Consider the following 26,756-nt stretch of genomic DNA (forward strand, 5'->3'; position numbering starts at 1 on the left):
ATATCTTATTTATACAAGCACACCTGAATAATGTTAATTACTTGACTATCCTTAGTTATAAATTTATAATTAGTTACAAATAGTAAGTGTATTTGAGGAGGCACCGCAGTGAAACCGTTATTTCTAGCACATGGATCACCGATGCTCGCTGTCGAGCAAAATGAATATAGCAAATTTCTTCAGCAAACGGGAGCAAGCCTGAAACCGGATGCAATCGTTATTTTTACAGCGCATTGGGAGACAGAGAAGGTTACCATCTCTTCTAAAGATGATGAATACGAAACGATTTACGATTTCTACGGATTCCCGGATGAGCTGTACCAGGTTAAATATCCAGCCAAAGGCTCCACAAAGGTAGCGGAACTAGTTGGCCATCTGCTGAGCGAAAATCATATCCCGGTAGCATATGATACGTCAAGAGGACTCGACCATGGTTCATGGACGATGCTGAAGCATATGTTTCCAAACGCGGATATTCCGGTCGTGCAGGTTTCCGTCAATCCTTATCGCACGGCGGAGGAGCAGTTCCGCATTGGCGAGGCGCTGCGCAGCTTGAGCGGCCAGAATATTTTGCTCATCGGAAGCGGCGTAACCGTTCATAATCTCCGTGCGGTGAAATGGGGGCAGAAAGAGCCGGAGAGCTGGGCAGTCGAATTTGACGAGTGGCTGATTGAAAAAATGAATAAGCATGATACAAATTCTTTATTTCAGTATGAAGACTTGGCCCCGCATGCTAAAATGGCAGTACCTCGCGCCGAGCATTTCGTTCCTTTATATATCGCACTTGGAAGCGGAAATCCTGGTGAAGCTCCCCAGGTCATTTACAGAAGCTATGAATTCGGAACATTGAGCTATTTATCTATGCAATTTTAATCCTATATAGAAGGTGAATCACTATGATTAAACCCCATATCGCAGCACTTATTAAAGATAAATTAAAACGCACGCAAGCCGGAAACGACGATATCTATGTCGTTGGCCCGGTCAAGCTTCCGGTCGAGCTGGACGGTGAAACCAAAACGTTTCATTGGTACAGCTGGCTCCGCAAGGAAGCGGGCGAGGAAAAGTCTCCCGAACAGCTGGTAGAGGATTTGAACCGCTTCTCGTATGCGGATCTCCAGCAATCGAGCGTTCTCGTCTACGGCGATTTCGAGAATAATGAAGACGCGCTGATCCGGATGCACAGCATTTGCCATACGGGAGATATCTTCGGAAGCGCAAGATGCGATTGCGGCTATCAATTGAAGCAATCGATGCGTATTATTACCGAGCATGGCACGGGGGCGCTGTTTTATTTGGCCAATCACGAGGGCCGCGGAATCGGGTTGTTCAGCAAAGCGATCGCGTATCTGCTGCAGGAGGATGGCCTCGATACGGTTGATGCCAATACGGAGCTTGGCTTCGCGGATGATTCGCGTGATTACAGCGACGCCATTGCCGTGCTTAAGCTGCTGCGCGAATTGCCGGTATCGATCATCACAAATAATCCGCGTAAAGTGGACGCGCTGCGCAAATCAGGGATGAACGTAGCGGGCAGAGTGCCGCTTTGGGGCAACGCTTCCGTTTATAACGAGAAATATATCCAAACGAAAATGAACCGATCGGGTCATTTTGGGCAAGAGCCGCATACCCTGGTTAAATAAGAAGTAGAAGAAAAGCTGTTCTAAGGTGCATAAGGCACCTTGGCGCAGTTTTTTTGTTAGGAAAACATTTTACGCTGCCGAATCATCTATTAGGTATCTGATTGCAATTCGAAAGCAATGAGTGAATGGATGAATGCGGATAAAGGATGGTCATACTAGATCTAATAAATGGCGTATAAGAATGACGGGGCTTGCAGTTGCCGCATTAATAGCGGTGACGGGATGCAGCGTACAACAGCCGTCTGACCCGGGAAAATCGGATGTTCAGTTAATGGCTGAGGAATCGAATACAGCAGCCGCCAAGGACGGCGGACTCGTCATCACATGGGATGAGCTGGCATCACGGGCTTTGCTTGCCGAGACCTTTATCGTCAACTACGCGGATGCTCCCGAGCGGGAAGAAATTCAAAATAAATATGTGAACGGGTATTTAGCGATGTATATAAATGGTTTGCCCAGCGCTTCGATCTATGATCCGGAATCCTTAAAACTGCGAGAGGAAGTGAAGAGCAGCTACCAGGCGACCATAGCAAATGCGCCGGAGTCGGCTACGGCCCGCATAACGAAGCAATTTTTGGAGATTCTTGCGGAATCAGGCGAACAAATCGTTCAGAAAAAAGATGGCGAACTGACCGAACTGGCGGCAATAAAACAGTTACGCGAGGAACTGGCGAATAATGCGGAAAAGCTTTTAAAACAGCCATAAAACGACAAAATTATTTTGCGTTCCGGGTCCTTTTCAAGTATGATGAGAAAAAATGAACTCATGTTCAAATTAAAGGAGTATCTACGCATGCAATCAAAAACGAGTCATTGTAAAATTGTTGACTGCACGATCCGCGATGGCGGTCTGGTAAATAATTGGGATTTTAGTGTCGAGTTCGTTCAGCATTTGTACCAAAGCTTAAACGAAGCCGGCGTCGATTATATGGAAATCGGCTACAAGAACTCGCCAAAGCTGCTTAAAGGCGCTGAAAGTGCAGGCCCTTGGCGTTTCCTGAACGATGATTTCTTGAAAAAAGTAATCCCGAACAAAGGAAACACGAAGCTTTCCGCGCTTGTTGATATCGGCCGTGTCGATGAGAACGACATTTTGCCGCGCAGCGAGAGCATGCTTGATTTGATCCGCGTGGCTTGCTACATCCAAGACGTGGATAAAGCGCTGGAGCTGGTTAAAGTGTTTCATGACCGCGGTTACGAAACAACAATCAACATCATGGCTCTTTCTAACGTAATGGAGAATCAGCTGATCGAAGCTTTCGAGCTAATCAACGACAGCGTGGTTGACGTTGTATACGTGGTAGACTCTTACGGCAGCCTGAAGCCGAATGACATGAGCTACCTTGTTGAGAAGTTCCGTCAGCACCTGCCTAACAAACGCCTTGGCGTTCACGCCCATAACAACCTTCAGCTTGCTTTCGCGAATACGCTGCTTGCTGCAGAAAAAGGCGTTGAGCTGCTTGATGCTTCTGTTTACGGCATGGGCCGCGCTGCGGGTAACTGCAATACGGAACTTCTTGTAGCTGAGCTTCAAAATACGAAATACAATATTCGTCCTGTACTCGACATGATCGAGAAGTTCATGGTTCCGCTTCGCGAGAAGGAAGAATGGGGCTATATCATCCCTTACATGATTACGGGCATTTTGGACGAGCATCCTCGTTCCGCAATGGCGCTTCGCGATTCGGCTGACAAAGACAATGGCGTGGAGTTCTACGACCGCCTAACGACGCCTGAGATCGCTCACGGCAAATAAATCAAACAAAAAGAAAAAGCTCCGCCAAGTCTCTGACAAGACTTGGCGGAGCTTTTTTTATGAGGATTATGGCTTATTGCTCAAGCAGTTCGCCGTCTCCGCGTACGGCTGCGGCTTGATGCGGCTCGTTGGGGTGGAAATATCCTTTGCCGCGAAAGGTTTGTCCGGTGCTGGCCACGGCTATCAGCTCGATTCCAATATCCTCGCTTCGGCCAAACCAAGCCAATAGCTCACGGTCTCCGACGCCGTTAATGTCGACGTACCATAAGCGATCTCCGTATTCGGTCACGCGAACAAGCTCTGCAGAGGTGAAGGAGAGCTGTATAGTCTTCTGCTGATAGGTCATTTCAAATGCAAGCAAGGAAAAGGTTTCCATGGTGAAGTCCTCCTGTATAGAATGCTTAATGCAGCCGAACCTAGGACTCGCCGCATGTCTGTTAACGATTGTAATGTTACCGGACTATTTATGCAACATTACATATCCAATATTCGTCAGATTAGGAAATACAAAGATGAGGGGTTGAAGGAATGAAAGAGGGTCATTCGTTCAAAGAGCGGGTTTGGCAAAGAAAAGGTTTAGGCTGTTTGGCTTTAGTCCTGCTTGCTGTGCTGCTTATGCTCAGCGCGTGCTCTTCCGCGTCAAACGATGTTTCTAACGCAGGAAACCGTGAAACGGCAGATGAGGCAGATTCATCCAGCAATTCCGCGCCTAAAGGAGAAACCAGCACAAGCAGAGATGATGACTCTTCCATTAGCGAGGCGCCAGAAAGAGAAAAAGAAGGCGGTAAGCGGGGCTATCCGAATCCGGATAAGGATGTGCAGGCCGGTCAGTTAACCGCAGGCGAATGGGATGATCTAGCCGCATGGGAGAGATTCGGTAATTTGCTGAACACGCAAGAGGGCGACAGCAGCAAGCGTGCCTGGCAGTTCTGGAATTTTCACAGGCTTGAGGTTGTTGTAACCGCAAACGGAAAAGCTGTGTCCGATGCGAGCGTAGAGCTGTTAGCCGGCGAGCAGACGGCTTGGAAGGCGCGAACGAGCACGGAGGGCAGAGCTTTCGTATATGCATCGATTTTTGATCAAGATACGGCGAATTTAGGCAGATATACGGTGAGAGTGCAATCGGCTCAGGAAAGCAAAACGACACAGCAGCTTGAAATTCCGCAGCAAGGCAGCATCAAGGTCGACTTGGGCAAAGGAGCAAAGCTGTCTGACCAGGTGGATATTATGTTTGTCGTAGACACGACAGGGTCTATGGAGGATGAACTGAATTATTTGGAAGCAGAGCTTAAAGACGTCGTGAACCGTGTCTCCGACCAGCATGCCAATCAGCTCGGCATACGGATCAGCGCGAATTTTTACCGGGACCGTTACGATGATTACATCGTAAAGCCGTATCCATTCACGACGGATATCAATAAAGTAACGGATCAATTCAGCAAACAAAAGGCAGAAGGCGGCGGAGATTTCCCGGAGGCCGTCGATCAAGCGCTGCGCGATGCTCTGCACGAGCATGAGTGGAGCGAGGAAGCGCGTGCGCGGCTACTTTTTTTAGTGCTGGACGCACCGCCTCACGATGAGGAGCAGGTCATTGATGAAATGAAGAAGCTGACATGGGATGCGGCAGGGCAAGGGATTCGAATTATTCCCGTAGTATCCAGCGGTGTGAACATTGAGACGGAATATTTAATGCGGTTCATGGCGGCAGCCACAGGCGGCACGTATTTATTTTTAACCGACGACAGCGGTATCGGGAGCGATCATCTAGAACCGGCTGTCGGGGAATTTGAGGTAAAGCTGTTGAATGATTTGCTTGTTGAGGTTATTAATCGTTACGTGCAGGAGTAATTCGTAAACAGGATAATACGCAAACAGAGGTAAAACGTAAAAACGGGAAGGGCCATTCCTTGGCAGCAGGTGCTGCCGGAGGAACGGCCCTTTCATGCTTCAAAAAAGCTTGCCTTGACGGTAAAGCACGGTGGAAAGCTTCATGACGGCATGATTATAGCAGTTTTGACGAAGCGGGAACGGATCCCCGAAGAAGGCGGGCAAAATGATGTTTAATGTCTTTTGCATTTTTTCGTAAAGCATTTGATGCACCTGTTCTTCGCCGAAAAATTGGGTTTCTCTGCCCTGAAGCCATTCGAAGTAGGATACGATAACGCCGCCTGCGTTTGCCAAAATATCCGGAATGATGATCGTCCCTTTAGCGGTCAAAGCTTCATCAGCCTCGCCCGTCACTGGCGCATTGGCGCCTTCCACGATGATTCGAGCCTTGATCATCTCTGCGTTGTCTTTGTGGACCTGCTCCTCCAGGGCGGCAAGGATGAGAACATCGACATTCAAATAGAGGACATCTTCGCGCCCGAGAATATGCGCTTTGATTTTAAACTCGGACAGAGCAGCTTCCGTAGAAGGCAGATCCCCTTGATGAAGGTTCGCGTAATCGATCAAGGCAGGGACGGAAAGGCCGTCTGGATTGTACAGCGTGACGTTGCGGTCGCTGACAGCGACTACTTTGTTTTGCAGGCGGGAGCATTTATACGCTTCCAGCGCAGCGACGGAGCCGACGTTGCCGAAGCCCTGCACGGCGATCGAAAGCGGCTTATCGGCAAGGGTGAGCGCCGTCTGCACGAATGGGTTCGAGCTGCCTGCAAGCCAGCTGCTCTGGGCTTTAAGAAAATCATAAAGCATATAGCGGAAGGTGAAATAAACGCCTTTGCCGGTTGCTTCCCTGCGGCCCAGCGAACCGCCGTTGATGACGCTTTTGCCGGTAAAGCTGCCGAGGTATGGCTGACCGGGATGAATGCTTTTGTACTCCGACATCATCCAGTCCATCTCGCGCTCGCCCGTTCCCATATCCGGGGCCGGGATGTCTTTGTCAGGGCCGAGCACGTCGCTGAAGTATTGTACGTATTTTTTGCAAATGAGATAAAGCTCTTTGGCAGAATAGGAACGCGGATTGATGACGACTCCGCCTTTGCCGCCGCCGAAGGGAACCTCATGCAGGGCATTTTTGAGCGTCATCAGCGCAGCGAGATTCGTGACCTCTTCTTCGCTGACGGATTCGTGAAACCGGATGCCGCCCTTATAGGGCCCTAAAGTATCGTTATGCTGAATGCGGTAAGCCGGGATGCGCACGACATTGCCGTTGTCGACGGTTATGCGCAAAAAGGCTTTATGTACTTTATTGGGCGTGGAAAGGATGGCGGCCAGCGATAAAAAGGCTTGCTCGCGTGCTTGCTCTTGCAAATTCGGTAAAAATGCGGGGTCTCCCATTAATGCGTTTAAGGATTGCTGTACGATGGCTCCAGTTTGGCTTGCCATAACTAAACGACCTCCTTCATGTTCAGGAATGAGATGATTGCCATGCGGAAAGCTCGCAGCGCATGTGAATTCTAACTGTAACATATTGGAACAGGTAAACCAAAGAATCGGAGCGAAAATCGCCCGAAATTGGAAATGAAGAGGTTAAAATGGAGCGATTGCGCAGAGCGGCTTGGTTAGGCTGGTAAATTTAACTGGAAAAACTCCCGTTAATATGCTGCTTGGCAGCTTATCCGACTAATTAACTGGAATTTCTCCAGTTAATTTCATGTTAAACGCTCGATTGCGGTGGAAACGCAGAATTTAACTGGAGTTTTACCATGTATATGCCGTTTCAGGTGGATAGAGCTCCAATTAACGGGAGAAATTCCTGTTAATTGGAACGATTGCGCGGAGGCGGCTTAGTGGCGCTCTGAGCTTGGCTAGGCTGCTAAATTAACCGAAAAAAACTCCCGTTAATTCTCCGCTCTTTCTTATGTTCTGACTACATTTCGTAAGAAGGCCCCCATTGAAGAACTAGAGTAAATACAAAAAACCGGTTAAGCACGCATCCGACGTGTTAACCGGTTTTTATTTGATGCTTGCTCTCGCAAGCGATACCCCGTAAGGAACTAAGTTAGCTTGAGCAATAGTGATCCGTGAGGCGGCAGCGGGAACGAAAGCTCGTTCATGCTTCCTAGGTCCTTACGCGCCCAAAGGTTGCGAACTTGCGGCGCAGCGGTCAGGCCAAGCTGCTCCAAAGTAACCGTAACCGTATCTTCCTGCTCGCCGGCGTTGAATAAAGCGACGTAGTTCACGCCGGCCTCATCCTGCGCAGCCCAAGCTATGCGCTCCTGATCACGGTACAACTGGCGGGCGCCTCGGCCATTGCGATGCAGAGACAGCACCTCTTCATTCGTCAGCAGCGCCAACGTCCAATCGTCATTATCTCGCATTTCCCCGCCGAACATGAGCGGCGACCGGAAAATCGACCATAACGACATCATCGTTACCTGCTCGTCCCGCGTAAATCTTGTCCAGCGGTCGCTGCCCCCGCCATCAACCGAGCGGATGCCGAGATGTCCGAGCGGAAGCATATCGCAGTCGGGCCACGCGCCTTCAGCCACATGAGGCGCCCATTTCTCGCAGCGTTCAAACATCTCGTGGAGCAAATGCCATAGATCCCAATAATCATCGGTCATGCGCCACATGTTCGCGTGGCCCGCAAGCGCCTCAGCATGCTCCAATGGCGCAGGTCCAGGCGAGAGGCTGAGCACCATTGGCCTGCCGCACTGCTCAATGGCATGATGAATGAGTTTGATTTCATCCAAATGTATGCCGTACAGCCTGGATGCCGCGATATCGTCCACTTTGACAAAATCCACGCCCCAAGAAGCGTACAGATCAAATAAGGAATTGTAATACTGCTGCGCCCCGTTCTTGGAAGCATCGACGCCGTACATGTCGGTATTCCACGGGCAGATGGAGTTCGGATGGGCGATCTGGCGAGCAGTCGCATCCGAGCCAAGGATTCTGGTGTCCGCATGAACCGCTTGGCGCGGGATGCCCCGCATAATATGAATGCCGAATTTTAGTCCCAGCGAGTGGACGTAATCCGCAAGCGCTTTAAAGCCTCCGCCGTCCGCAGCTGAGGGAAACCGGTTAACGGCAGGCTGCAGCCGGGAATACTCGTCCATTTCAAGCGGCACGAAAGAGCGGTATTGGGAGGAATTCGCTCCCGGCTCATACCACTGGATGTCTACAACGACATAGTCCCAGCCAAATGCCTTCAGATGTTCAGCCATATACGCTGCATTTCCGCGAACCTCGTCTTCCTTTACGCTGGCGCCGTAGCAATCCCAGCTGTTCCAGCCCATCGGCGGCGTTGCGGCATATTGATGGTGTTTAGTAGCATTAGTCATTAAATTCGTCCTCCCATATCGTTATATTGCTCTATGCAATAATCGTAAAACGAAACAGCAGACCATGACTAGCACAATTTATTGCGTTAACATGTAAAATCTTGCTCTCTAATCAAACTGTAGACGGTCAATGGACGGAAGCTCTTTCGCCAAGCGGAAATCAGCCGGAGGAAAGCCGACGCGGCTGCGAAATACTTTGCTGAAGTAGCTGCCGCTGGAGTAGCCTACGGCATAAGCGATGTCCTCGACGGACAGGCTGCTGCTTCGGAGCAGATGAACCGCCTTCTCGATCCGCAGTTTCGTGACGTAATCCATTGGCGAGATGCCTGTCGTCTTAGTGAACATTCGCGTAAAATAATACTTTGATAGCCCTGCCGCGGATGCGACGTCATCCAGGCTTTGCAGTCGATGGTATTCCGCCTCCATAAAGGCGGCTGCCTGCTTGATTTGCTGCGGCCAGTTCGCTTTTTCTTGCTGCTGAAGCGTACTCGATTGGAGCAGCTCCATGATCAAGCGGTAAATAAGCGCCGATGCTTGATAGCTGTTCTGTATTCGGTTACCTCTTGCTTCGGAATATAATGCCTTCAGAGTGTGGATGACTGCGCTCGAGGGATCGAAGCTTGGCGTGACGCCAACGGCTTGCAGCAGCTCAACCCAAAGCTTTTGCAAATGCTGCTGGCGGAATAATACAAAATAAAAGGACCAGTGGTCGCTTGAACGTGGCAGGCAATAGTGATGGTCTCCGGGAATTTCAGCCAAAAAGGCGGTTCCGGAAGGAATGTCGTACGTTTCTTCCCCAAGCCTGAATTGCCCAAAGCCGGATACGGTGTATTGGAACAAATAGAGCGGTCCGTCAATGCGTTTCATGCCATCCCAATAATAATCGGCATCCTTTACTTCTTGATAACCCGTGGCAAACAGCTGATAGATCGGAAGCGCGGGCGAGTCCTGAAAACGGTAGCCGTATACGCCGTAAGGCTGCTGGATAACCATGATATTAAGCACCTCCAAGCAAGCAGGATGTAATAGGGTGAATGAATGGATAAGGAAGGAGATGAGAGCAATACCTCTAATCAATGTTTTTATATACGGTTCGCTGCTGCCCGGCCAAAGCAACCATGAGGTCGTTTCAGCCTATGCTGCATCCTCAAAGCCGGGCCGGATATCCGGCAGGCTAGTGGATTGCGGCGCCTATCCGGCAGCCGTGCGGGACGAAATCGCCTTCGGCCGCAATAGTATTATACGCGGTCTATGGATCACCGTCGATAGAGCGGGACTTGCCGCGATGGATAGGCTGGAGGAATTTTACGGTGCAGAAGAATTAAATGAATATGAGCGGATTTGGGTTCGTGACGCCGCTGACCAGATGGTCTCCGGCTGGGTCTACATATGGGTATCGGGCAGGGGCTGTCCCAGCGTGGTAGAGGATTATTGGCCGGATTTTTACGCGCGCAAAATAGGCACGGCAAATAAATAAAGGCATCGGTCCGATGCCTGGCAAGCGCAGGGAGGGACCGTGCCTCTATTTATCATTCAGCCGCAAGTTTACTTCGATTCATCGTCGTGGTCTGCCGCGTACGCAATGAGCGCCACATCCGTCCCGTAGGCGTCGGTCAATTGCTGCTCGAGCTTACGTATGGCATCCAGCGCATCGCTTTGGCCGCCAAGCTCGGCAATTCGATAATCCTTGTCCATCACAGGGTTCACATCCTTTTGTATTTGTTTTACTTGTAGAATGAACCTGAATTCCTTCATCTATGCGCTTGTTAGGAAAGATCCGGATATCCGGCATACTTTCCGGCAATTGTTCTTTTGGCAGCGGTCGAGTACACTGAAGCAGAATGACATAAAGGGAAGTGACATCAGTTGGGTACTATTCAGACATGCATGGAAAAACGAACTACAACTAGCCGTAAAAATGAGACGGCAATCTACATGCTCGCTCTCGTGCTTTTGATTGCCGGATTGCTTTGGATCATGCCGGCGCAGGCATTTGCGGAGCCGCTGGCCGGGAACGATGCGGTATCCTTCGACCCGCACGAGCAGGTAGGCCATCAGCATTCAACCGATGGGTCTGCGGACGCGGATGAAGGGATTACCATTCAGCGAACGTTATTTTTTACCGTTAGAGCGATTTATTATTTTGCGTTTATGCTTGCTGCCGGCATCATGCTTTGGTCGATTGCGATTCCCGGGGAATCGAATCACATCCAGCGTAAGCTTATCGATAAATGGGGGATCTTTTCATTAAGAGGGCTGCTGCTTGCTGTTCTTCTTTTCGTGTTCGTCCATATCAGCCAGCTGTTGAAGGGATATGAGGACAGCAGCCCAAATGAATGGCTCCGTATCTTAACGGAGACTGCAACCGGGCAATCATGGCTTGCTCTCCTCGTGCTTTCGCTGCTAGGCTTTGCCATCCTTCGTATGGATGATTCTATCAAAATCATTTGGGCATTGCTCCTCGCAGCGGCTGAAAGCTTCAATGGCCATGTCAATGCCCTTCCAAACAATACGCTGGCGATCGTGCTCGATTTTGTACATATCGTATGCTCTGCCCTATGGGCAGGCGGCCTGCTCCTGCTTTTGTTATTCTGGCGGTCAGACCGCAAGGAGGCCGGAAGATTTGCGGAGCGGTTTACGCGAGCCGCATGGCTGACAATTCTGCTGCTAACGGCAAGCGGTACCTTGATGACGGTGCTGCTGCTGCCTTCGTGGCGGTATTTGATTTATACGGGCTGGGGAAACATGCTTTTGGCGAAGGCTGTATTGGTGCTGCTGATTGCATGCGCAGGCTTCCTGCTGCGCATGCGTGCCAAGCAGCAAAAGCTGCCAAGCGGCAAGCTCTTGAAATGGGACGGGCTGATGATGGCTATGGTGCTGGTCTTGGTAAGTATCTTCACCTTTGTGAGCCCGGTTCCGGACACGGAGCCGTTTTACTATCACAAAATGGGCGAATCGCTCCATTACACGATAAATATTACGCCAAATGGACCGGGTCCAAACCGGATTGCGTTAAAGATATGGCTGCCGGAGCAGCTTGGCGCGCCGGCTTCCGTACGGCTTCTGCTTCGCTCCCCCGATCATCCGAAGCAAAAACCCATTGAAGTTCCTCTTCAAAGCGACAACAACGAGGATTACAATGCCTTTCCCGGCTTTACCGAAACCGATTATGAATCAAGCAAGGTTGATCTGCCAACGCGGGGGGCATGGGAAGCAGATCTCATTATAAAGGACAAGTCCGATACGGAATCCAGAATGACGATTTCATTCCGCAATGATTAACGGGGGAGGAGGAAGGGCCATGTCGTATAAATGGTTAAAATGGCTGATTTTATGGATTCCGACCGTTGCGATTGGTCTATGGGAATATTTGCGCCATACGCTCCTTCTTCCTTTCATATCGATGGATCTCGGCAATTTATTGGCACCGGTATTTGTCTTCGCCATTACGCTTACGCTGCTGCGGGCATTATTCGCGAAATTGGAGAATATGCAAGAAACGCTGCAGCGTGAACGGATTGTGAAAGCAGCTTTTGAGGAGCGCGAGCAGCTTGCGCGCGAGCTCCATGACGGGATATCGCAGTCGCTCTTTATGCTGTCGGTTAAGCTGGACAAGCTGGAACGGGCAAAAACGGCGGCCGATGCGCAGCTAACGACGGATCAAATTAGAAAGACAGTCCGGCATGTCTATGATGATGTCAGGCAGTCGATTGCCAATTTGCATGATGCGCCTCTTCGAGCAGATATGTCGTGGATGCAGAGCATCCACCATTTAACGGATGAAATGGCTCAAACCTGCGGCATTCGCACAAACGTCGAATGGGAGGTGCAGGATGGCTTGTTCTCGCATAAACAGAAGGTCGAGCTGCTGGCGATTATGCGCGAAGCGCTGATGAATGTCCAGAAGCATGCTAAAGCGGAGCATATCCTCATTCGTTGCGAAAGCGAGTTCAGCCCAGAGGTAAAGCAAAGACTCTTCCGCTGTCTTATCGTCGATGACGGTATCGGGGCAGCGCCGGAGAAGCTTTTTGAAAAAGGGAAATACGGCGTGAAAATGATGCAGGAACGGGCAGAGGCATTGGGCTGGAGCGTAACGCTGCAGCAGAGAAAGCCTCAAGGCACGACGATAGAAATCAGCGGCAGGAGCGGGTCAAAATGAGCGAAACAGCGGTTCGGGTACGTGTTTTTTTGGTAGATGACCATCCCCACGGACGTGAAGGCATGCGAGATATCGTGATGAGCGACGACTCTTTTACTGTAATCGGAGAGGCGGCAAGCGGCGAGGAAGCAATAGCCGTCATAGAAAACATGAAGCCGGATTTGGTATTGATGGATATCAACATGCCCGGTATGGGCGGCCTAGAGGCGACGCAGCAGCTCAAGCTTCTTATGCCTTCTTTGAAGATAGTAATGGTTACGGTATCGGATGAGATTACGAATTTGTTTGAGGCGATAAAGCGCGGGGCGCAGGGCTATCTTCTGAAAAATCTGGCTCCATCCGCATGGCTCGAATATTTGCGGGCCATTTCTTTGGATGAAGCGCCGATGTCGAAGGAGCTTGCTTTCCGGCTGCTTCAAGAGTTTTCGGCAAACAAACCTAAAGAAGCAAAGAGGCTTGCAAGCAAGCCGCAGAGGCTGGATAAAGATGCCGAGACGATAACCACTCCGCTTACGGAACGGGAGAAAGAGGTGCTCGAGCGGGTGGCGACGGGCGCTTCGAACCGCGAGATTGCAGGCGAGCTGGGCTTGTCAGAGCACACCGTCAAAAATCATCTCAAAAACATTTTGCAAAAGCTTCATCTTGACAATCGGGTTCAATTGACAAGATACGCCTTTGAACAGGGCATGGTCGAATAAAGTGGATTTATGTCGAAAGTGCCGCGAAATCATTTCGACAACATCAGCAGGATTCCCGCAAGTTTCGTAGAACTACTAGATTCGTATCGAATAGCCTGAATTGGCTTAAGAGCGGATAGGCCAGTTGCAAATGGGGGGTAGTGAATGTCGAACGATTGGCAATTTCCCATCGATCGCGAAATTAAGCTATGCAATCGGATGGATGAGCTTCAGCGTCTAAACGAAGGACTTGAAGAAATCGGCGCCGAAGTCGGCTGGCCGGAACGTACGGTTCTCGACCTGTCCCTGGCATGTGAGGAGCTTGTCGTCAACATCGTGAATTATGGCTTTCCGTCAGGGGGAGAGCATCATATTGATGTCATGATTCAAGCCTCTCCGAGCAGTGTAGAAGTGAGAATAGAAGACGGAGGCGTACCCTTCAACCCTTTGCAGGAAGCGGACCCGCTGGCATTGCTGGAGCTTGAGCTGGAGGACCGTCCCATCGGGGGATTGGGTATTTTTTTTGTGAAACGGCTAATGGATGACATTCATTACGAATATGCGGGCGGGCTAAACCGCTTTCGCATGTGGAAGCAATTAGGTTTCAAGGACAAAAACGACGATCAAGAGCAAGCGGGAGGAAACAAGAAATGAATATAGAAGCAACCGAGCTGAACGGTGTCACGGTCATTCCATTAGAAGGCAGGCTGGACGGCAATAATGCCACTGTAGCGGAGCAAGCCTTCTTGAAGCTTTTCGCGGAAGGCAAGCAGCAATTTATTTTTGATTTTACGAACCTGCAATACATAAGCAGCGCGGGACTCCGCGTTATTCTGGTAGCGGCCAAAAAGCTGAGAGCCTCCAAGGGACGGATGGTATGCGCTTGCCTTGGCGAGCAGGTCTATGACGTATTCGAAATGTCAGGCTTTACGACAATATTGGAGATGGCGGCAACGCGCGAAGAGGCGCTCGAGAAAATAGGAGCCGGCGCATAATGATTTTTGGGCAAAAGCTAGAAAGGCGGTACCGGTCTTGTCAGGACTCTATTTAGTTATCGGTGCTGCGGCCCTATGCGCTGCGGCATATCTGCTTGTTCTCAACCGCCGCCTTGCCGCTAAGTTAAAGCGCGCGGAAATGCTGTTCGACTTAAGCACGAAGGTCCACTCCTCCCTTCATAAGCCTGAGCTGCTTGACTCGGTAAGCGAGGCAGCGAGGCAGCTCATATTCGCCGATGAGGCAGCCGTTGGTTTTGCCTATGAACCCGATCTTCCGGGGGAAAAGGATTTGAATTTCAATGAACCGGTGAGCAAAGGCAGCATCGTCGGCGGAAAGGTTAGCGTACCGATGGTAGCCAGAGGGCGCAGGGTAGGCGTGCTGGAAGCGACGGCGAAGAACGGCAGGACGCCGTTCAAAGAACACGACATTGAAACGCTGACGAGGTATGCGGGCCCGCTTGCGCTCGCGCTCGATAACGCAAGGCTTTATGAGGCGCTGGAGGATTCGGTCAATGAGCTCCAGATCGCAACGCAGCTTAAGGACCGTTTGGAAAATGAGCTCCAAATTGCCGGAAGCATTCAGCTCAGCTTTCTGCCGACGACGATGCCATCGGCGAATGAGCCGTTTGACGTGTGCGCGCTCTTGAAGTCGGCGAAGGAAGTCGGCGGCGATTTTTATAACTTTTTCAAAATCGACGACAACCATCTTTTCTTTACGCTCGGAGACGTATCCGACAAAGGAATACCGGCGGCGCTGTTCATGGCGATGACGCTGTCGCTCATCAAAGGGAAAATGAATTCGGATCTATCGCCTGGCGAGCTGCTGGAGAAGGTGAACGATGAGCTGTGTACGGACAATGCGCAGCTGTTCGCAACGATCGTATGCGGCGTGCTGAACATCGTAACCGGCGAGGTTGTGCTGAGCGATGGCGGACATTGCACGCCTTACATTGTCAAAGAAGACGGAACCGTACTGCCGATTAAGCTGCCTAAGGGCATTCCGCTGGGCTCCTTCCCGGAATTCACGTACAGGGACCAGACGATAGTGCTGGAGCGCGGGGACCGGTTCGTACTCTATACGGATGGCATTACCGAGGCTGAAAATGCGTCTCAAGAGCAGTACTCTACCAACCGCCTGCAGCAGTTTTTGTCGCAAACCTCCGGCTATTCCAGTGCGGAAATTATTGATGCGCTGCTGATGGACGTTTTTATGTTCGCGGACGGCGCGCCGCAATCCGATGATATTGCGGTATTATGCCTGATGCGCCGATAAGCGCAATGCACTTCGATAAGGGTGAACGATCATGCGATTATATGAAACAGGATTAGAATATTTACGTGACGAGCTCGCCGTGCTGGAGCGGGGAATGCGCATGCTGATCGCCGACTTTGAAAGCAAGGAGATTGACGGCCAGACTCCGATGTCGATGCGCGGTCTGATCGTTAGTCCGGCGGATATTGAACGCTCCCTCCAGGAAAGCGAGCCGCATGAGGAAGAGGATGCGCTTGCCTCGTTTAGAGGCTTTCGCTTGGAGGCAGAGCAGGCATTTGAGCAGAACGTCAGTGACAGCATAAGCGAAGGGAGAAGGCTCCCGTTCGCTTATTTGTCATGGAGCCTGCAGCTGAGCAATTGGGAGAAGCGCTGTGTTCTGTTATGCCTGGCATCCGAGCTGGATACCCGTTACGAGAGCTGGTTCGGCTATTTAAATGATGATGTCACGCTGCGGGTGCCTACAGCCGAGCTTGCGCTGAGATTGCTCGCGGACCGCGAGCAGGATACCGATCACGCAAGGCGGCTGCTCGCGGGTTATTCCACTTTAAGCAGATTCGTGCTTCGTACGGATAAAGGGACAGCCGCCGCGGAGAGGAGCTCGCTCAAACAGCCGCTGCGCATGGATTCCCGTATCATTTCCTTTCTGCTGGAAACCGAGAAGCTTGATTCGAGAATTGCCGATATTTGCCTTTTCATTGGCTTGCAGGATCCTGCACCGATGCTGGCATTTGGCGAGGAGCTGCAAGAAGGCTTACGGCAGGCCGTGCAGCTGGAGCGGAATCGTAACGTAAAACAGGCCTCGGATGAGCGGATTTCGAACCGGACATTGCCGTTTATTCAGCTCAGCGGGCCCTCGGGCTCCGGCAAAAAGCTGCATGCCAGGCTGCTGTCCCAAGCATTGGAACAACCGCTGCTGCTGGTTAAGCTGGACAAGCTTGCGCGGGAGGCGGAGGCCATGGCGGAGCAGCTGCGGCATGTGGTGCGGGAAGCGCTGCTGTCAGGTGCGGTGCTCTGCGTGGATGAAGGCGCAGGCGAGGCTGCCGCGGCAGAGGGCTGGCCGATCCGGATGGAGGCGATTCGCGCAGCGCTCGCTTCCTATTCCGAGGTATCGCGGCTTCCTGTCATACTCTGGCTGACGCGTCTGGAAAGACGTTCATCGCAGCTTCCGGTACCGGCTTTCGCGGCGCTGATCCATCAAGCGGTTCACATTCCGGATGCCGAGATGCGTTTGCAGCTCTGGCAGCGCTGCAGCAACGAGGACGCGGATCAAGAGCTGCTGAAGCGGCTCGCTGACAAGTATGCCTTTACGGCCGGACAAATTGCGGGAATGAGTCTGCAGGCGGAGCGGCTTTCTGCCCGGAGAAAGCATGCGATACCTACGCTTGACGATTACGCATCCGCCTCCAGAACGCAGGTTCAGCATCGGCTATCGGAGCTTGCGGAGAAGCAGAAGCTGGTTCGGCAGTGGGATAATCTTATTCTTCCGGATGAGCCGCTTGAGCTGCTGAAGGATGCCTGCAGCAGGCATAAATACAGCGAAACCGTTTTTAACCGATGGGGATTTGGCCAGAAGCTACCTTACGGGCGCGGCTTAAGCATGCTGTTTGCGGGTCCTCCCGGCACGGGAAAGACGATGGCTGCCGAAGTCGTTGCCGGGGAACTAGGACTTGAGCTATACCGCATTGATCTCTCCCGCGTCGTGAGCAAGTATATCGGCGAGACGGAGAAAAATTTGCGAGAGCTGTTTGCGGAAGCGGAGAACAGCGGCGCGATCCTGTTCTTCGATGAAGGAGATTCCTTGTTCGGCAAACGAACGGAAGTTAAGGATTCGAATGACCGGTTCGCTAATATGGAAGCGGCCTATTTGCTCCAGCGTATCGAGACCTTCGACGGCGTTTCTATCCTTGCGACGAATTTGCTCCAAAATATGGATGAAGCTTTTTTGCGCAGAATGCAGGTTATCGTAAAATTCCCGTTTCCGGATGCGGCGCAGCGAGAGCAGATATTCCGTTCGCTGCTGCCCAAAGAAGCACCGCTTGATCCGGATCTGGATTTGCCGTTTCTTGCGGCGCGCGTTGACGCATCGGGCGGGCATATCAAAAATATCGTCCTGTCGGCAGCCTTTATGGCGGCGGCAGAGCAATCGCCGATCGGCATGCGCCATATGGTGCGGGCGACGAGGCAGGAACTTCATAAAATGGGTAAAATTGTCGTCAAGGAGTCCTTTGAGCCCTACAATTAATAAATATCTAACAATAAATATCTAATTGCCGATTTTCATAGTGTGCGGGCATCAAATCATAAAAGTTCTACAATGCGTGCGAAATTGACAAAAATTGAGTAATTTTGCATAGTCAATTGGTAATAGAGAAGCTATAATAGATTTCGTATACAAAGATAGATTTCATTATGTTTTTTTAGGGAGTGATAGGCCAATGGGAGGATATACGGTAATTGCGGATTTGGGAGCCAGCTTGCTGCGCTTGCTTCGCGATCATCTTACGCCTGACCCTGTGCCTCGCCCTGACCTGATCGGCATGGCTTCGCCCCGTGATGCAGGCGATCTAGCGCTTTCCTTGTTTCTGTTCAACGTTAAGGAAAATGGCGAAGCGCGTCGAACCGGCATGGTGGATCGTGGAGGCGTACTTCAGTACCCGCCGCAGGCGCTGGATTTTTATTTTATGATGACAGCGCATTCCAATGCGGACCGGTTGACAAAGTCGTTAGATGAGCATCGCATATTAGGTCGTGCGATGCAGGTGCTGTACGATAACGCCGTTCTGAGCGGCCCGTATCTGGAGGGCACGCTCGCGGAGAGCGGAAGCGCCATTAGACTGACTTTAATGAGCATGGAGGGCGAAGAGCTGATGAAGCTTTGGCAGTTCGGCGATTTGCCGTACAAGCTCTCTGTTGTCTACCGCGTGGGTCCTGTCATGCTAGATTCGAATCGGGTGAAGGCTGTTTCCCGTGTCGTCGAGCGCCATATCGTGCTTGAGGAAAAGGGCGGTGGCTGATTTGTCCCGGCCTCGGTCCGTTAGCATTACACGCTGCTCGCTTGTCGTATCGCCTATCGACGTTTGGACAAGAAGGCTTCCAGCGCCCTCTGCGCTGACAGTTTCGCTCGAAGGCGTCCATAAGAAGCCTATTCGCAAACCTGATGGAACTTATTTGTTCCTAGATCTTTCGCCAGGGAGCTACACGCTCACAGTTACCTCATCTACGTTCATACCCTTTAAACAAAACATTGAAACAGCTTCTCTAAAAAAAATATATCCGGTTGTCACCGTACCGCTTCTGCCTGGTCCCGGCTATGCTTATCCCGCGGCCTCGACAGCGCTTGCATTTCCATTATGCGATGCGGCAGGGGCTCCCTGCGCCGGCGCCAAAATATGGGCGTATGCCTGCGAGGATGCAGCCGCAAGAGCCCGTGTTGCCCAGGATTCACTCCTTGCGGGAGCAGAAACGGTCACCATCGGGCTATTGCAAGGACAGACGGCTGCCGGCGAGAGCCTGCTGCTTCGCGGACAAGGGAACGAAGAGCTTGTGCGCGTTGCCGAAGTATTGCCAGGGGGCGGGCTCAGGTTCGAGCAGCCGGTGAAAGAAAGCTACCGCAGGGGCGCATCGCTGCTGCCAGCGGTACAAACGCGCAGCGCGCATAACGGCAATGTCATCCTGCCGTTTCGCGGCACGCTGCCGCGCACCTTTACGGTTAAAGCATTCGCAGAAACCGAGCGCGGGAGCGCTGCGGCCGAGCTGACAGCGCGAGCCGGAGAAGTAATAACCGCGCAGGCCTTAATCCTTCAGTAGATTAAGAGGATTAGGAATACTGCCGCATTCCATTTGGTCTTGGGGTTGACACAGGAGAAGTGCGCCTGCCGTTACCTAATACATAAATAGATTCAGAGAGGAGATCACACATGGCTGAGTATTTATCGCCAGGCGTCTATGTGGAGGAATTCGAGAGCGGCGCCAAACCGCTGGAGGGTGTTAGTACAAGCACAGCGGGCTTTATCGGTCTTGCTGCTCGCGGACCAGTCGAAGGATTGCCGCAGCTTATTACGAGCCCGGCAGATTTTGGACGCGTATACGGTTCCTATTTATCTGAAAATGCTTTCGGCTCATACCGTTTTCTTGCTTATGCCGTTAACCAGTTTTTCACGAACGGAGGCTCCCGCTGCTATATTACCCGGGTAGCGCCGTCGGATGCAAAAACAGCTTCTAACGAAGCGCAAAAGGATGCTGTTCTCTCTATCGCCGCAAAGAACCCGGGCGCTTGGGGAAATCAGGTTCGTGCGGTTATCGTGCCTGCAAGCAAAGCCAAAACACCGATTTTTGAAGCAAGCGAGGGCAATCGTTACCGCGTGAAAAACGCAGCAGGCTTCTATGCTGGCGATGTCGTTGTCTTCACAAACGGAACGGAGAAGCAATATAACCGAATCGTATCCGTGCATGATCAAGTCATTGAGCTTGCGGATGCGCTTAAAGGCGATGTTGTTGATACTGCGCTTGTTCCAACCAAAGTACTTAGCACATCGGAGTTTACTCTGAACGTGCTATACGGCACAGAGTCGGAAACCTACGAGAAGGCATCGCTTAACCCAGAGGCGCCGAACTATGTAGAGAAGCTGATCTCGCGTTCTAATATCGTTGAGGTGCAAGTGCTGAAGGTATCGGATGCTAGCGTTGCTCCCCTTGAGCAAATTGCAGGCTCCGAGACGGCCGCATTTGAAATTTTGCTCTCGGGCGGAAGCGACGGTACGGCAGCAAGCCTATCGGCTGCCGATTTTATCGGCGAAGACTTCGGTCCAGGCAAAAGAACGGGTATCCAATCATTTATCGATAACGATGTTGTCAGCATTATGGCGATTCCGGGGGTAACTGACCCGAACGTCCAGCTGTCGCTCGTTGCGCATTGCGAAATTTTGGGAAGCCGCTTCGCGATTCTCGATCTTCCGCGCGAGGCGACGAAGGTTCAGGATGTTCTCGCTCATCGCGATCTCTTTGATTCGAGCTACTGCGCATTGTACAATCCGTGGCTGCAAGTGTTCGATCCGCTCGATAAACGCAACATTTTTGTACCGCCGTCCGGTACGATCGCAGGGGTTTACTCCCGTTCGGATACGACGCGCGGCGTGCAGAAAGCTCCGGCAAACGAAACGCTTCGCGGCGTAGTCGGCCTGGATGTGCAATACAACAACGGAGAGCAGGATATTCTTAACCCTGCGGGCGTCAACCTGATCCGCGCGTTTACCGGCCAAGGCATCCGCGTATGGGGCGCACGTACATGTTCGTCCAATTCGCTATGGAAATACATCAACGTGCGCCGTTTGTTTATTTTCATCGAGGGCTCCATCAAAAACGGTTCAAGCTGGGTCGTATTCGAACCGAATACCGAGCAGCTATGGGCCCGCGTACAGCGTACGATCGATGCTTTCTTGACACGCGTATGGCGTGACGGCGCTTTGTCGGGTACAAGCCCGTCAGAAGCCTTTTATATCGAAATCGGACGTTCTACGATGACGCAGGACGACATCGATAACGGACGATTGGTTTGCGTAATCGGCGTAGCGCCGGTGAAACCAGCTGAATTTGTCGTGTTCCGCATCACCCAGAAGACAGGCTCGGAATAATAATTAGCTTCCATATCGAATAACGGAAGGGGATCCACATGCCAGGAGATCGTATTGATCCATATCGCAATTTTAGATTTCGTGTAGAAGTAGAAGGTCTTGAGCAAGCAGGATTTAGCGAGGTTTCCGGTTTCGAGGCAACCTTTGATGTCGTCGAGTACCGCGAGGGCAATGAGGTTATTACGCCCCGCAAGCTTCCAGGCTTGATTAAATACGGCAACATCTCGTTGAAATGGGGCACGACGGAATCCATGGAGCTTTACGAATGGCTTCAAGAATGCGCAGAAGGCACGATTGAGCGTAAAACCATTACGATTATCGCGCTTGATGAAGAAGGCGAAGACGTGGCTACATGGCAGGTTATCGAAGCTTGGCCGGTAAAATATACTGCGCCTACCTTTAACGGTACCGGCAATGAGGTTGCGCTTGAGCTGATTGAATTCGCGCATGAAGGCTTGACGCGCACCGCGTAAGACAGAGCAGCAAAGCTTGTTTTTTGGCGAACAAGGGATGGCGGCGGGCGAGGAATCGTGCGCTCCTCTCTTGTTTTCCTCTTTTTTAAAGAAGAAGCCACAGGAAATGATTGGAGTGAAACAGCAATGGCTTTTCAAACGGAATACGAATTTGAATTACCCCGCGGCTACGTGGATGATCAAGGCAATCTCCACCGTCGCGGAGTCATGCGGCTCGCAACGGCAGCAGACGAGATTTTACCGATGAAGGACCCGAGGGTTCAGTCCAATCCGAGCTATCTGACGGTTATTTTGATGGCGAGAGTCGTTACAAGGCTGGGCGACGTGAGGCATATCGATACGAAGCTGATCGAGAAGCTGTTCACGGCCGATCTTGCTTACCTGCAAAATTTGTATCGCCAAATTAACGATTTAGAGGCCCCTAAGGTGCTTACCGCTTGTCCGAAATGTGATCACGAGTTTGAGGTGGCTGTCGATTTTTTGTCCTTAACGGAAGCTCTCTCTTAGGTTACCCGGTTGACCGGCTGTACGAAGAGGTGGGCTTCGTCGCTTATTATTTCCATTGGTCGCATGACGATATCATGAACATGGAGCATGCCGAGCGCCGCCGATGGTGCGATGAAATTTCCAAAATCAACCGCAAGATGAATGATGATACGGATAGCAGCGGCAAGAAAAACATTTTCGACGTTTTTGGAAAGAGGTGACGCTGCGCTATGGCAGTCATGAAGGGGCAAGAGAAAGGTCGCTTTCACGATGTAGCGACAACGTTCAAATTTTGGGTCGAGCTCGACGACATCTTCGTGGCAGGCTTCTCCGAGGTATCGGGGCTGGAGGCGGAGACGGAAATTGAGGAATACCGCGAAGGCGGAGTGAACGGTTATGTTCATAAGCTGCCAAAGGGCGTTCGGTTTCCGAATCTTGTATTACGTAAAGGCATGACCAAATCACCGGCGCTTTGGAGCTGGTATGAGAGCACCATCGATGGAACGATTGACCGTAAGACCGGCGCGATTGTGCTGCAATCCGCAGATGGAACGGAGTTTGGACGCTGGAGCTTTTTTGACGCCTATCCGGTGAAATGGACGGGCCCGCAGCTTAATGCCAGCACGAGCGACGTAGCCGTTGAAACGATTGAAATTATCCATAGCGGCTTGTATGGCGATTTTCAGGCGTGAGGCATAAAGGTTTTGGATGGAGTTTTTTTAGACTTAGTTAAGCGCGCAAATAAACAGCAATTATTCCATTTGATGGATGCGGCGCGTATTTCATATGAATTCGAATAGGAGGATGCATCGGATGAAACGTATAGCGGACCGTACGGGAAAAGCTGTGACACAACAACCGACGTCGGTTCAGCCGTTTGCCGGAGGCATCTTAAATAAATATAAAACTAGCGCGGGACGCAATAAGTTCGAACGGGCTGCCATGTCGCATGTGTTAAAAAGCCAACCCGGCATTACGCAGCAAACCTTGCATATCCAAGTGTTGGCACCAAAGCCGACGGAGCCAAAGCAGAGCAGCAATAAGAAAGCTTTGCCAAGCCCGGAGCGCAGGACCGAACGGATGATCGAACGCGAGCGAGTGACGGTAGAGCGTGAAAAAATCGTGTTCCGCGACGTGACGCATGTCATAAAGGAACAAAGAACAATAAGAGAAATAGCAATGACGCAGCCTGCCGCCGGTGACGGTACGGGCGAGGCGAAGCGAAGCTTTACCAGCACCAAGCTGCTGGAGGCTAAAGTACAGAGCAGCGCCAAACAGTTGAATAAAACGGTCCAAAGCAGCAAACAGCAGGCGGAGAAATCCGTCGATATAAGCAACAAGCAGTTGGAGAAGGCTGTTCAGAGCATAAACAAGCAAGCGGAAAAGAATGCCGTTAGCAGCCAGAAGCACCGTAACGAGAACGCTCAAAACAGCAATAAGCAGACATCAGGAAAATCGGCAGAGCGCATTATAGTGCAGCGCAACAAGATTAACAGCAGCAAGGGGAATTCGGAAAAACCTCTGCTGGGCGATAGCAGCCCGGTAAGGGTGAAACGTGAATTATGGCAGGGAACGATACCGCAAACAGCCGGCACGCCGATCAAAGCATGGAAGGCAGAGCTGCAAGCGGATTATTATAAATGGGTGCAAGCGAGGCTTCAGCCGGGCATTGTCATACAATCGATTCGCCGTCTGGAGGAGCTTAGAAAACCTCTGGCGAAGGAACGGGTACAGCTTTTGCCAGCCACCGGCAAAGGTTCGGCTTCCCGAAACTCGGCGCTGCGGCTTACGAATGCAAGGCGTGCTGCGAATCGGCAGGAACAGCCGGCCGAAGCAGTAAGGCAGGAAGCGGAGCGAAGCGCCGTGACTGCGGGTTTGGAGCAGCGCGAGGCAGCGAAGCGGGCCGAGGCAGTGAGGCAGGAAACGGATAAGAACGTGGCTCGAGCAAGCGTCAATAGAAGGCAAGCATTAGAGCATCGCAGGGATCATAAGCAAGAAGATGAGCAGGTAGAAGCAACGGGGACGGCTGCCGTGCAAAGTAATGAGCTTCGTGTGGGAGCAGCAGCCTCTCGCTCGGCAACAAAAGCCGCCCGTTCAAGCATTAAACCGTTTGAAACGAGCATCGCGCGCCAGTCCGGCAATTGGGTAATCACGGGTTCTGTAGCGGACCATAACCGGATTAGGCTCCAGCTGTTGATGCTGCAGCGCAAGCCGCAGTCTTTGGCAGATAATGCAAAGCATGATGCGGGTACGAGCAGCATGGCGATTTCAGCCAAGCGCTTCATTCATCGAACACAGCGCGGGCAAGCGGAGCAGTCCATTGCAAGCGATCATTCACATACAGCAGTTCCAAGCAGGCCAGGCGGAACAAATCCGGTATTACCTGTAGATAAACCATCAAAGGTCACTGCAACCGCTGACGGATTTCCGGCAAGCAGACAGCAGACCAATTCAGGCAACAATAGCAATTCGTCATCTAATGCTGCAAATGAGCCGAAGGATCAAGCCAAGCAGCAGGGACAGCTAAGAAATAAAATGCCCGAAGCAGCGGTAACCGCTTATTTGAAAGCCGGCAACATCCGCTTTGCCGCAAAACCGGCGCAGCTGATCCTGCGTCGCTATGAGGAAAGGCTCTTGCAGCAGTTTGCTGAGCCTAGCCTATCGCAGCTTAATCTGCAAACAGCAGCAGACAGCTTAAACCGTCCGGCAGCAGCGGGAACCCGGCAAATATCCGGCCTTTCGAGCAAAAATGCGGATGAGAATACGGCATCTCGCGGCCGCAAGGCTATCGTACATAGAAGGACAGCAGCTTCGGAGATGCCCAGATCAGAGATGGGGCCGGACCATTCCGGCGCGACCGCTGCGAAATCGGCTGCTAAAGCACCAACTAAAGCACCGACTCAAGCACCAACTAAAGCACCAACTAAAGCAATAATGGAAACAGAAGCGGAAGCCAAGCCGTTTACGAAATCGCAAGCTAACATGCAAACGGGAGTGAAATCGGCTCCTGAAGCGGAACGGCAGCATGCGGTACGCGGGCAATTGCTCGCCAGGGAAAGCGGCAAGAAAACAATGCTTTTGCGAGGCGCCCTTAGGCTCTCTCATAAGCTGCCAGAGACAAGCGGCTTAACGGGAAGTGGAATGCCCCATTCTAAACGTCCAGAGACAGCCCTATCTGCTCAGAAGGACGGAACGGCAAGTAATGGTTTTGGTCCAGCCAACTATCATGCCCGGAGAAAAACCGGACGTCAGAGTCCTGAATTCGTACAGTCTAAAATCGTTCCGGCAGAACGGAGCATTCCCGAAGCCGGCAACCTAGCAACCCCATTAAAGCAAGCGCCTGCATTGCCAAACGATATTGCGAGCGAGCCGATTCAGGCTGCAAAGGCTGTCCCCGTTCAGAGGGAAGCAGCACGGGTTGAGCCGCTCGTTTTCAGAACGGCTTCAGGCGGTGCAGACACTGTGCAAGCAGCAGATGGACGGGCTGAACCGCCGGTTCCATCGCAGCTTCTAAAGGGGAAAGCGGCAGCGGTTCAAAGACAGTCTTTGGCTGCTTTGAACCGGGCGGCCTCTGCAAGCTTAGTCCAGCGATCCGTACGAGGAAAAGCAAGAAAAAGCGACAGCTTGGAGACCGGCTCGAAAGCATTAAAACGATCCGCGGCTGCGGCAGGCGAAGCAGCGACTAGGCAGTTCAAGCGCTTGGAGCAGCAAGGAGCTGCCGCGGCAGCAGCCATGGCATCCGCATCCATGCGTGCTTATCCTGCTCTAAGCGTACAGAGGAATGTTTTCGCTGGAGCTGCGGAAGCAAGCCAGGAAGGCGGCTTTTCCGAGCGTACCGCAGCGCAGCCATCTAGCGTCAGTAACTCAAAAGCAGCGGGCTTGAATCGGCTGGTCCAGAAAGCTCAGCCAGCCGCTTTCTCAAGCAGAGGCATGCAGGCAGGCAGCCGCCTGCTCCAGTCGATTCAGCGGCGTTCGGCAAGCGCGAGGAGCGCTGCAGCTGCGCGGGTACAACATTTGTCGGCATTGCAAGGCTTGACGACAGTCGTGCAGGCAGGTGATGCCGGTACAGGCAGCGCCGCTCAGACAGCCGGAGCGGTGAACGGGCAGGCCCGGCTGAGCTATGCAGCGGCCGCAGGCAGCCGCAGCGGGATCAGCGGTGCCGCAAACGCAAACCAATCATCGAGTGACGGCGGCTCATTTCTGTTCGCCGATCGGGGCGGGATGCCTGAACTCTCTCATCATAAGCCGAAGCAAGCTGCCGTACAGGAGCCGCCTCCGCAAGTGAAGGTAGAGGCGCCGCGGGAGCTGGATCCCGAGAAGCTGCAAAAAATGATTATGAAAATTCCGCAGCTTCGTCCCGAAGCGATTGCGGATCAAGTATATAAGGCTTTGGAGCGGAAGATGAAGCTGGAGCAGCGAAGACGAGGCTACTAGAA

26 protein-coding genes are annotated in these 26,756 nt (G+C 51.9%); 21 read left to right on the plus strand and 5 right to left on the minus strand.

What is annotated here, in order from left to right:
* Window positions 1–141 precede the first annotated feature (141 nt).
* The 4 genes from ACN6MW_RS21595 to ACN6MW_RS21610 all read left to right on the plus strand — a co-directional run bounded on the left by ACN6MW_RS21595 (window position 142) and on the right by ACN6MW_RS21610 (window position 3,399).
* Complete coding sequence (locus tag ACN6MW_RS21595; protein WP_419876412.1) at window positions 142–873, plus strand: DODA-type extradiol aromatic ring-opening family dioxygenase; 732 nt, start codon at window positions 142–144, stop codon at window positions 871–873.
* A gap of 23 nt (window positions 874–896) precedes the next feature.
* Window positions 897–1,643: a GTP cyclohydrolase II gene (locus ACN6MW_RS21600; protein WP_364143784.1), complete on the plus strand. Its 747-nt coding sequence runs from the start codon at window positions 897–899 to the stop codon at window positions 1,641–1,643.
* A gap of 181 nt (window positions 1,644–1,824) precedes the next feature.
* Entirely contained in the window at window positions 1,825–2,349 is a 525-nt protein-coding gene (locus ACN6MW_RS21605; protein WP_419872008.1) for a hypothetical protein, read from the plus strand.
* An 87-nt stretch (window positions 2,350–2,436) separates the two neighbouring features.
* Window positions 2,437–3,399 (plus strand): aldolase catalytic domain-containing protein, encoded by a 963-nt coding sequence (locus tag ACN6MW_RS21610; protein WP_419872009.1) that lies wholly within the window; start codon window positions 2,437–2,439, stop codon window positions 3,397–3,399.
* 73 nt (window positions 3,400–3,472) lie between these two features.
* Here the strand turns inward: ACN6MW_RS21610 and ACN6MW_RS21615 are convergent, their stop codons facing one another.
* A complete protein-coding gene (locus ACN6MW_RS21615; protein ID WP_364143778.1) occupies window positions 3,473–3,775 on the minus strand; it encodes a hypothetical protein in 303 nt (100 codons plus the stop codon).
* Between the two features lie 152 nt (window positions 3,776–3,927).
* Between ACN6MW_RS21615 and ACN6MW_RS21620 the strand changes: the two genes are divergently transcribed.
* The gene (locus ACN6MW_RS21620; RefSeq protein ID WP_419872010.1) at window positions 3,928–5,247 is read left to right on the plus strand and encodes a vWA domain-containing protein; all 1,320 of its coding nucleotides are present in this window, start codon (window positions 3,928–3,930) and stop codon (window positions 5,245–5,247) included.
* Between the two features lie 99 nt (window positions 5,248–5,346).
* On the opposite strand, the gene ACN6MW_RS21625 is transcribed toward ACN6MW_RS21620, so the two are convergent.
* The 3 genes from ACN6MW_RS21625 to ACN6MW_RS21635 all read right to left on the minus strand — a co-directional run bounded on the left by ACN6MW_RS21625 (window position 5,347) and on the right by ACN6MW_RS21635 (window position 9,620).
* A complete protein-coding gene (locus ACN6MW_RS21625; protein ID WP_419872011.1) occupies window positions 5,347–6,726 on the minus strand; it encodes a Glu/Leu/Phe/Val family dehydrogenase in 1,380 nt (459 codons plus the stop codon).
* Between the two features lie 611 nt (window positions 6,727–7,337).
* Complete coding sequence (locus tag ACN6MW_RS21630) at window positions 7,338–8,627, minus strand: glycoside hydrolase family 27 protein (protein ID WP_419872012.1); 1,290 nt, start codon at window positions 8,625–8,627, stop codon at window positions 7,338–7,340.
* A gap of 108 nt (window positions 8,628–8,735) precedes the next feature.
* Entirely contained in the window at window positions 8,736–9,620 is an 885-nt protein-coding gene (locus ACN6MW_RS21635; RefSeq protein ID WP_419872013.1) for a helix-turn-helix domain-containing protein, read from the minus strand.
* 37 nt (window positions 9,621–9,657) lie between these two features.
* Between ACN6MW_RS21635 and ACN6MW_RS21640 the strand changes: the two genes are divergently transcribed.
* Window positions 9,658–10,104, plus strand: a complete 447-nt coding sequence (locus tag ACN6MW_RS21640; RefSeq protein ID WP_419872014.1) for a gamma-glutamylcyclotransferase family protein — start codon at window positions 9,658–9,660, stop codon at window positions 10,102–10,104.
* Window positions 10,105–10,172: 68 nt separating this feature from the next.
* On the opposite strand, the gene ACN6MW_RS21645 is transcribed toward ACN6MW_RS21640, so the two are convergent.
* Window positions 10,173–10,325: a hypothetical protein gene (locus tag ACN6MW_RS21645; protein WP_419872015.1), complete on the minus strand. Its 153-nt coding sequence runs from the start codon at window positions 10,323–10,325 to the stop codon at window positions 10,173–10,175.
* A 168-nt stretch (window positions 10,326–10,493) separates the two neighbouring features.
* On the opposite strand from ACN6MW_RS21645, the gene ACN6MW_RS21650 reads away from it, so the two are divergent.
* From ACN6MW_RS21650 to ACN6MW_RS21720, 15 genes are all read left to right on the plus strand, one after another.
* Complete coding sequence (locus ACN6MW_RS21650; protein ID WP_419872016.1) at window positions 10,494–11,909, plus strand: copper resistance D family protein; 1,416 nt, start codon at window positions 10,494–10,496, stop codon at window positions 11,907–11,909.
* A gap of 19 nt (window positions 11,910–11,928) precedes the next feature.
* The gene (locus tag ACN6MW_RS21655) at window positions 11,929–12,786 is read left to right on the plus strand and encodes a sensor histidine kinase (RefSeq protein WP_419872017.1); all 858 of its coding nucleotides are present in this window, start codon (window positions 11,929–11,931) and stop codon (window positions 12,784–12,786) included.
* A complete protein-coding gene (locus ACN6MW_RS21660) occupies window positions 12,783–13,484 on the plus strand; it encodes a response regulator (protein ID WP_419872018.1) in 702 nt (233 codons plus the stop codon). The genes ACN6MW_RS21655 and ACN6MW_RS21660 overlap by 4 nt, the downstream gene beginning before the upstream one ends.
* 144 nt (window positions 13,485–13,628) lie before the next feature.
* Window positions 13,629–14,117: an ATP-binding protein gene (locus ACN6MW_RS21665; protein ID WP_419872019.1), complete on the plus strand. Its 489-nt coding sequence runs from the start codon at window positions 13,629–13,631 to the stop codon at window positions 14,115–14,117.
* Window positions 14,114–14,458, plus strand: a complete 345-nt coding sequence (locus ACN6MW_RS21670; RefSeq protein WP_364143755.1) for an STAS domain-containing protein — start codon at window positions 14,114–14,116, stop codon at window positions 14,456–14,458. Before ACN6MW_RS21665 ends, ACN6MW_RS21670 begins: the two co-directional genes overlap by 4 nt.
* A 37-nt stretch (window positions 14,459–14,495) precedes the next feature.
* Window positions 14,496–15,731, plus strand: a complete 1,236-nt coding sequence (locus ACN6MW_RS21675) for a PP2C family protein-serine/threonine phosphatase (RefSeq protein WP_419872020.1) — start codon at window positions 14,496–14,498, stop codon at window positions 15,729–15,731.
* 31 nt (window positions 15,732–15,762) lie between these two features.
* Window positions 15,763–17,973, plus strand: coding sequence for an AAA family ATPase (locus ACN6MW_RS21680; RefSeq protein ID WP_419872021.1), 2,211 nt, complete (start codon window positions 15,763–15,765; stop codon window positions 17,971–17,973).
* Window positions 17,974–18,166: 193 nt separating this feature from the next.
* Window positions 18,167–18,745, plus strand: a complete 579-nt coding sequence (locus ACN6MW_RS21685; protein WP_364143747.1) for a DUF4255 domain-containing protein — start codon at window positions 18,167–18,169, stop codon at window positions 18,743–18,745.
* Window positions 18,738–19,538, plus strand: coding sequence for a hypothetical protein (locus tag ACN6MW_RS21690; RefSeq protein WP_419872022.1), 801 nt, complete (start codon window positions 18,738–18,740; stop codon window positions 19,536–19,538). Before ACN6MW_RS21685 ends, ACN6MW_RS21690 begins: the two co-directional genes overlap by 8 nt.
* 110 nt (window positions 19,539–19,648) lie before the next feature.
* On the plus strand, window positions 19,649–21,361 hold the full coding sequence (locus ACN6MW_RS21695; RefSeq protein ID WP_364143742.1) for a phage tail sheath family protein: 1,713 nt from the start codon (window positions 19,649–19,651) through the stop codon (window positions 21,359–21,361).
* 38 nt (window positions 21,362–21,399) lie between these two features.
* Window positions 21,400–21,834 (plus strand): phage tail protein, encoded by a 435-nt coding sequence (locus ACN6MW_RS21700; protein ID WP_065386021.1) that lies wholly within the window; start codon window positions 21,400–21,402, stop codon window positions 21,832–21,834.
* 126 nt (window positions 21,835–21,960) lie between these two features.
* A complete protein-coding gene (locus ACN6MW_RS21705) occupies window positions 21,961–22,341 on the plus strand; it encodes a hypothetical protein (protein WP_053377658.1) in 381 nt (126 codons plus the stop codon).
* Window positions 22,342–22,370: 29 nt separating this feature from the next.
* The gene (locus ACN6MW_RS21710) at window positions 22,371–22,541 is read left to right on the plus strand and encodes a DUF6760 family protein (RefSeq protein ID WP_419872023.1); all 171 of its coding nucleotides are present in this window, start codon (window positions 22,371–22,373) and stop codon (window positions 22,539–22,541) included.
* Between the two features lie 9 nt (window positions 22,542–22,550).
* The gene (locus ACN6MW_RS21715) at window positions 22,551–23,012 is read left to right on the plus strand and encodes a phage tail protein (protein ID WP_364143736.1); all 462 of its coding nucleotides are present in this window, start codon (window positions 22,551–22,553) and stop codon (window positions 23,010–23,012) included.
* A gap of 121 nt (window positions 23,013–23,133) precedes the next feature.
* On the plus strand, window positions 23,134–26,754 hold the full coding sequence (locus ACN6MW_RS21720) for a hypothetical protein (protein ID WP_419872024.1): 3,621 nt from the start codon (window positions 23,134–23,136) through the stop codon (window positions 26,752–26,754).
* Window positions 26,755–26,756 lie beyond the last annotated feature (2 nt).

The organism is Pristimantibacillus sp. PTI5 (assembly GCF_048572955.1).
In the GTDB taxonomy this organism is placed as follows: Bacteria; Bacillota; Bacilli; order Paenibacillales; family Paenibacillaceae; genus Pristimantibacillus.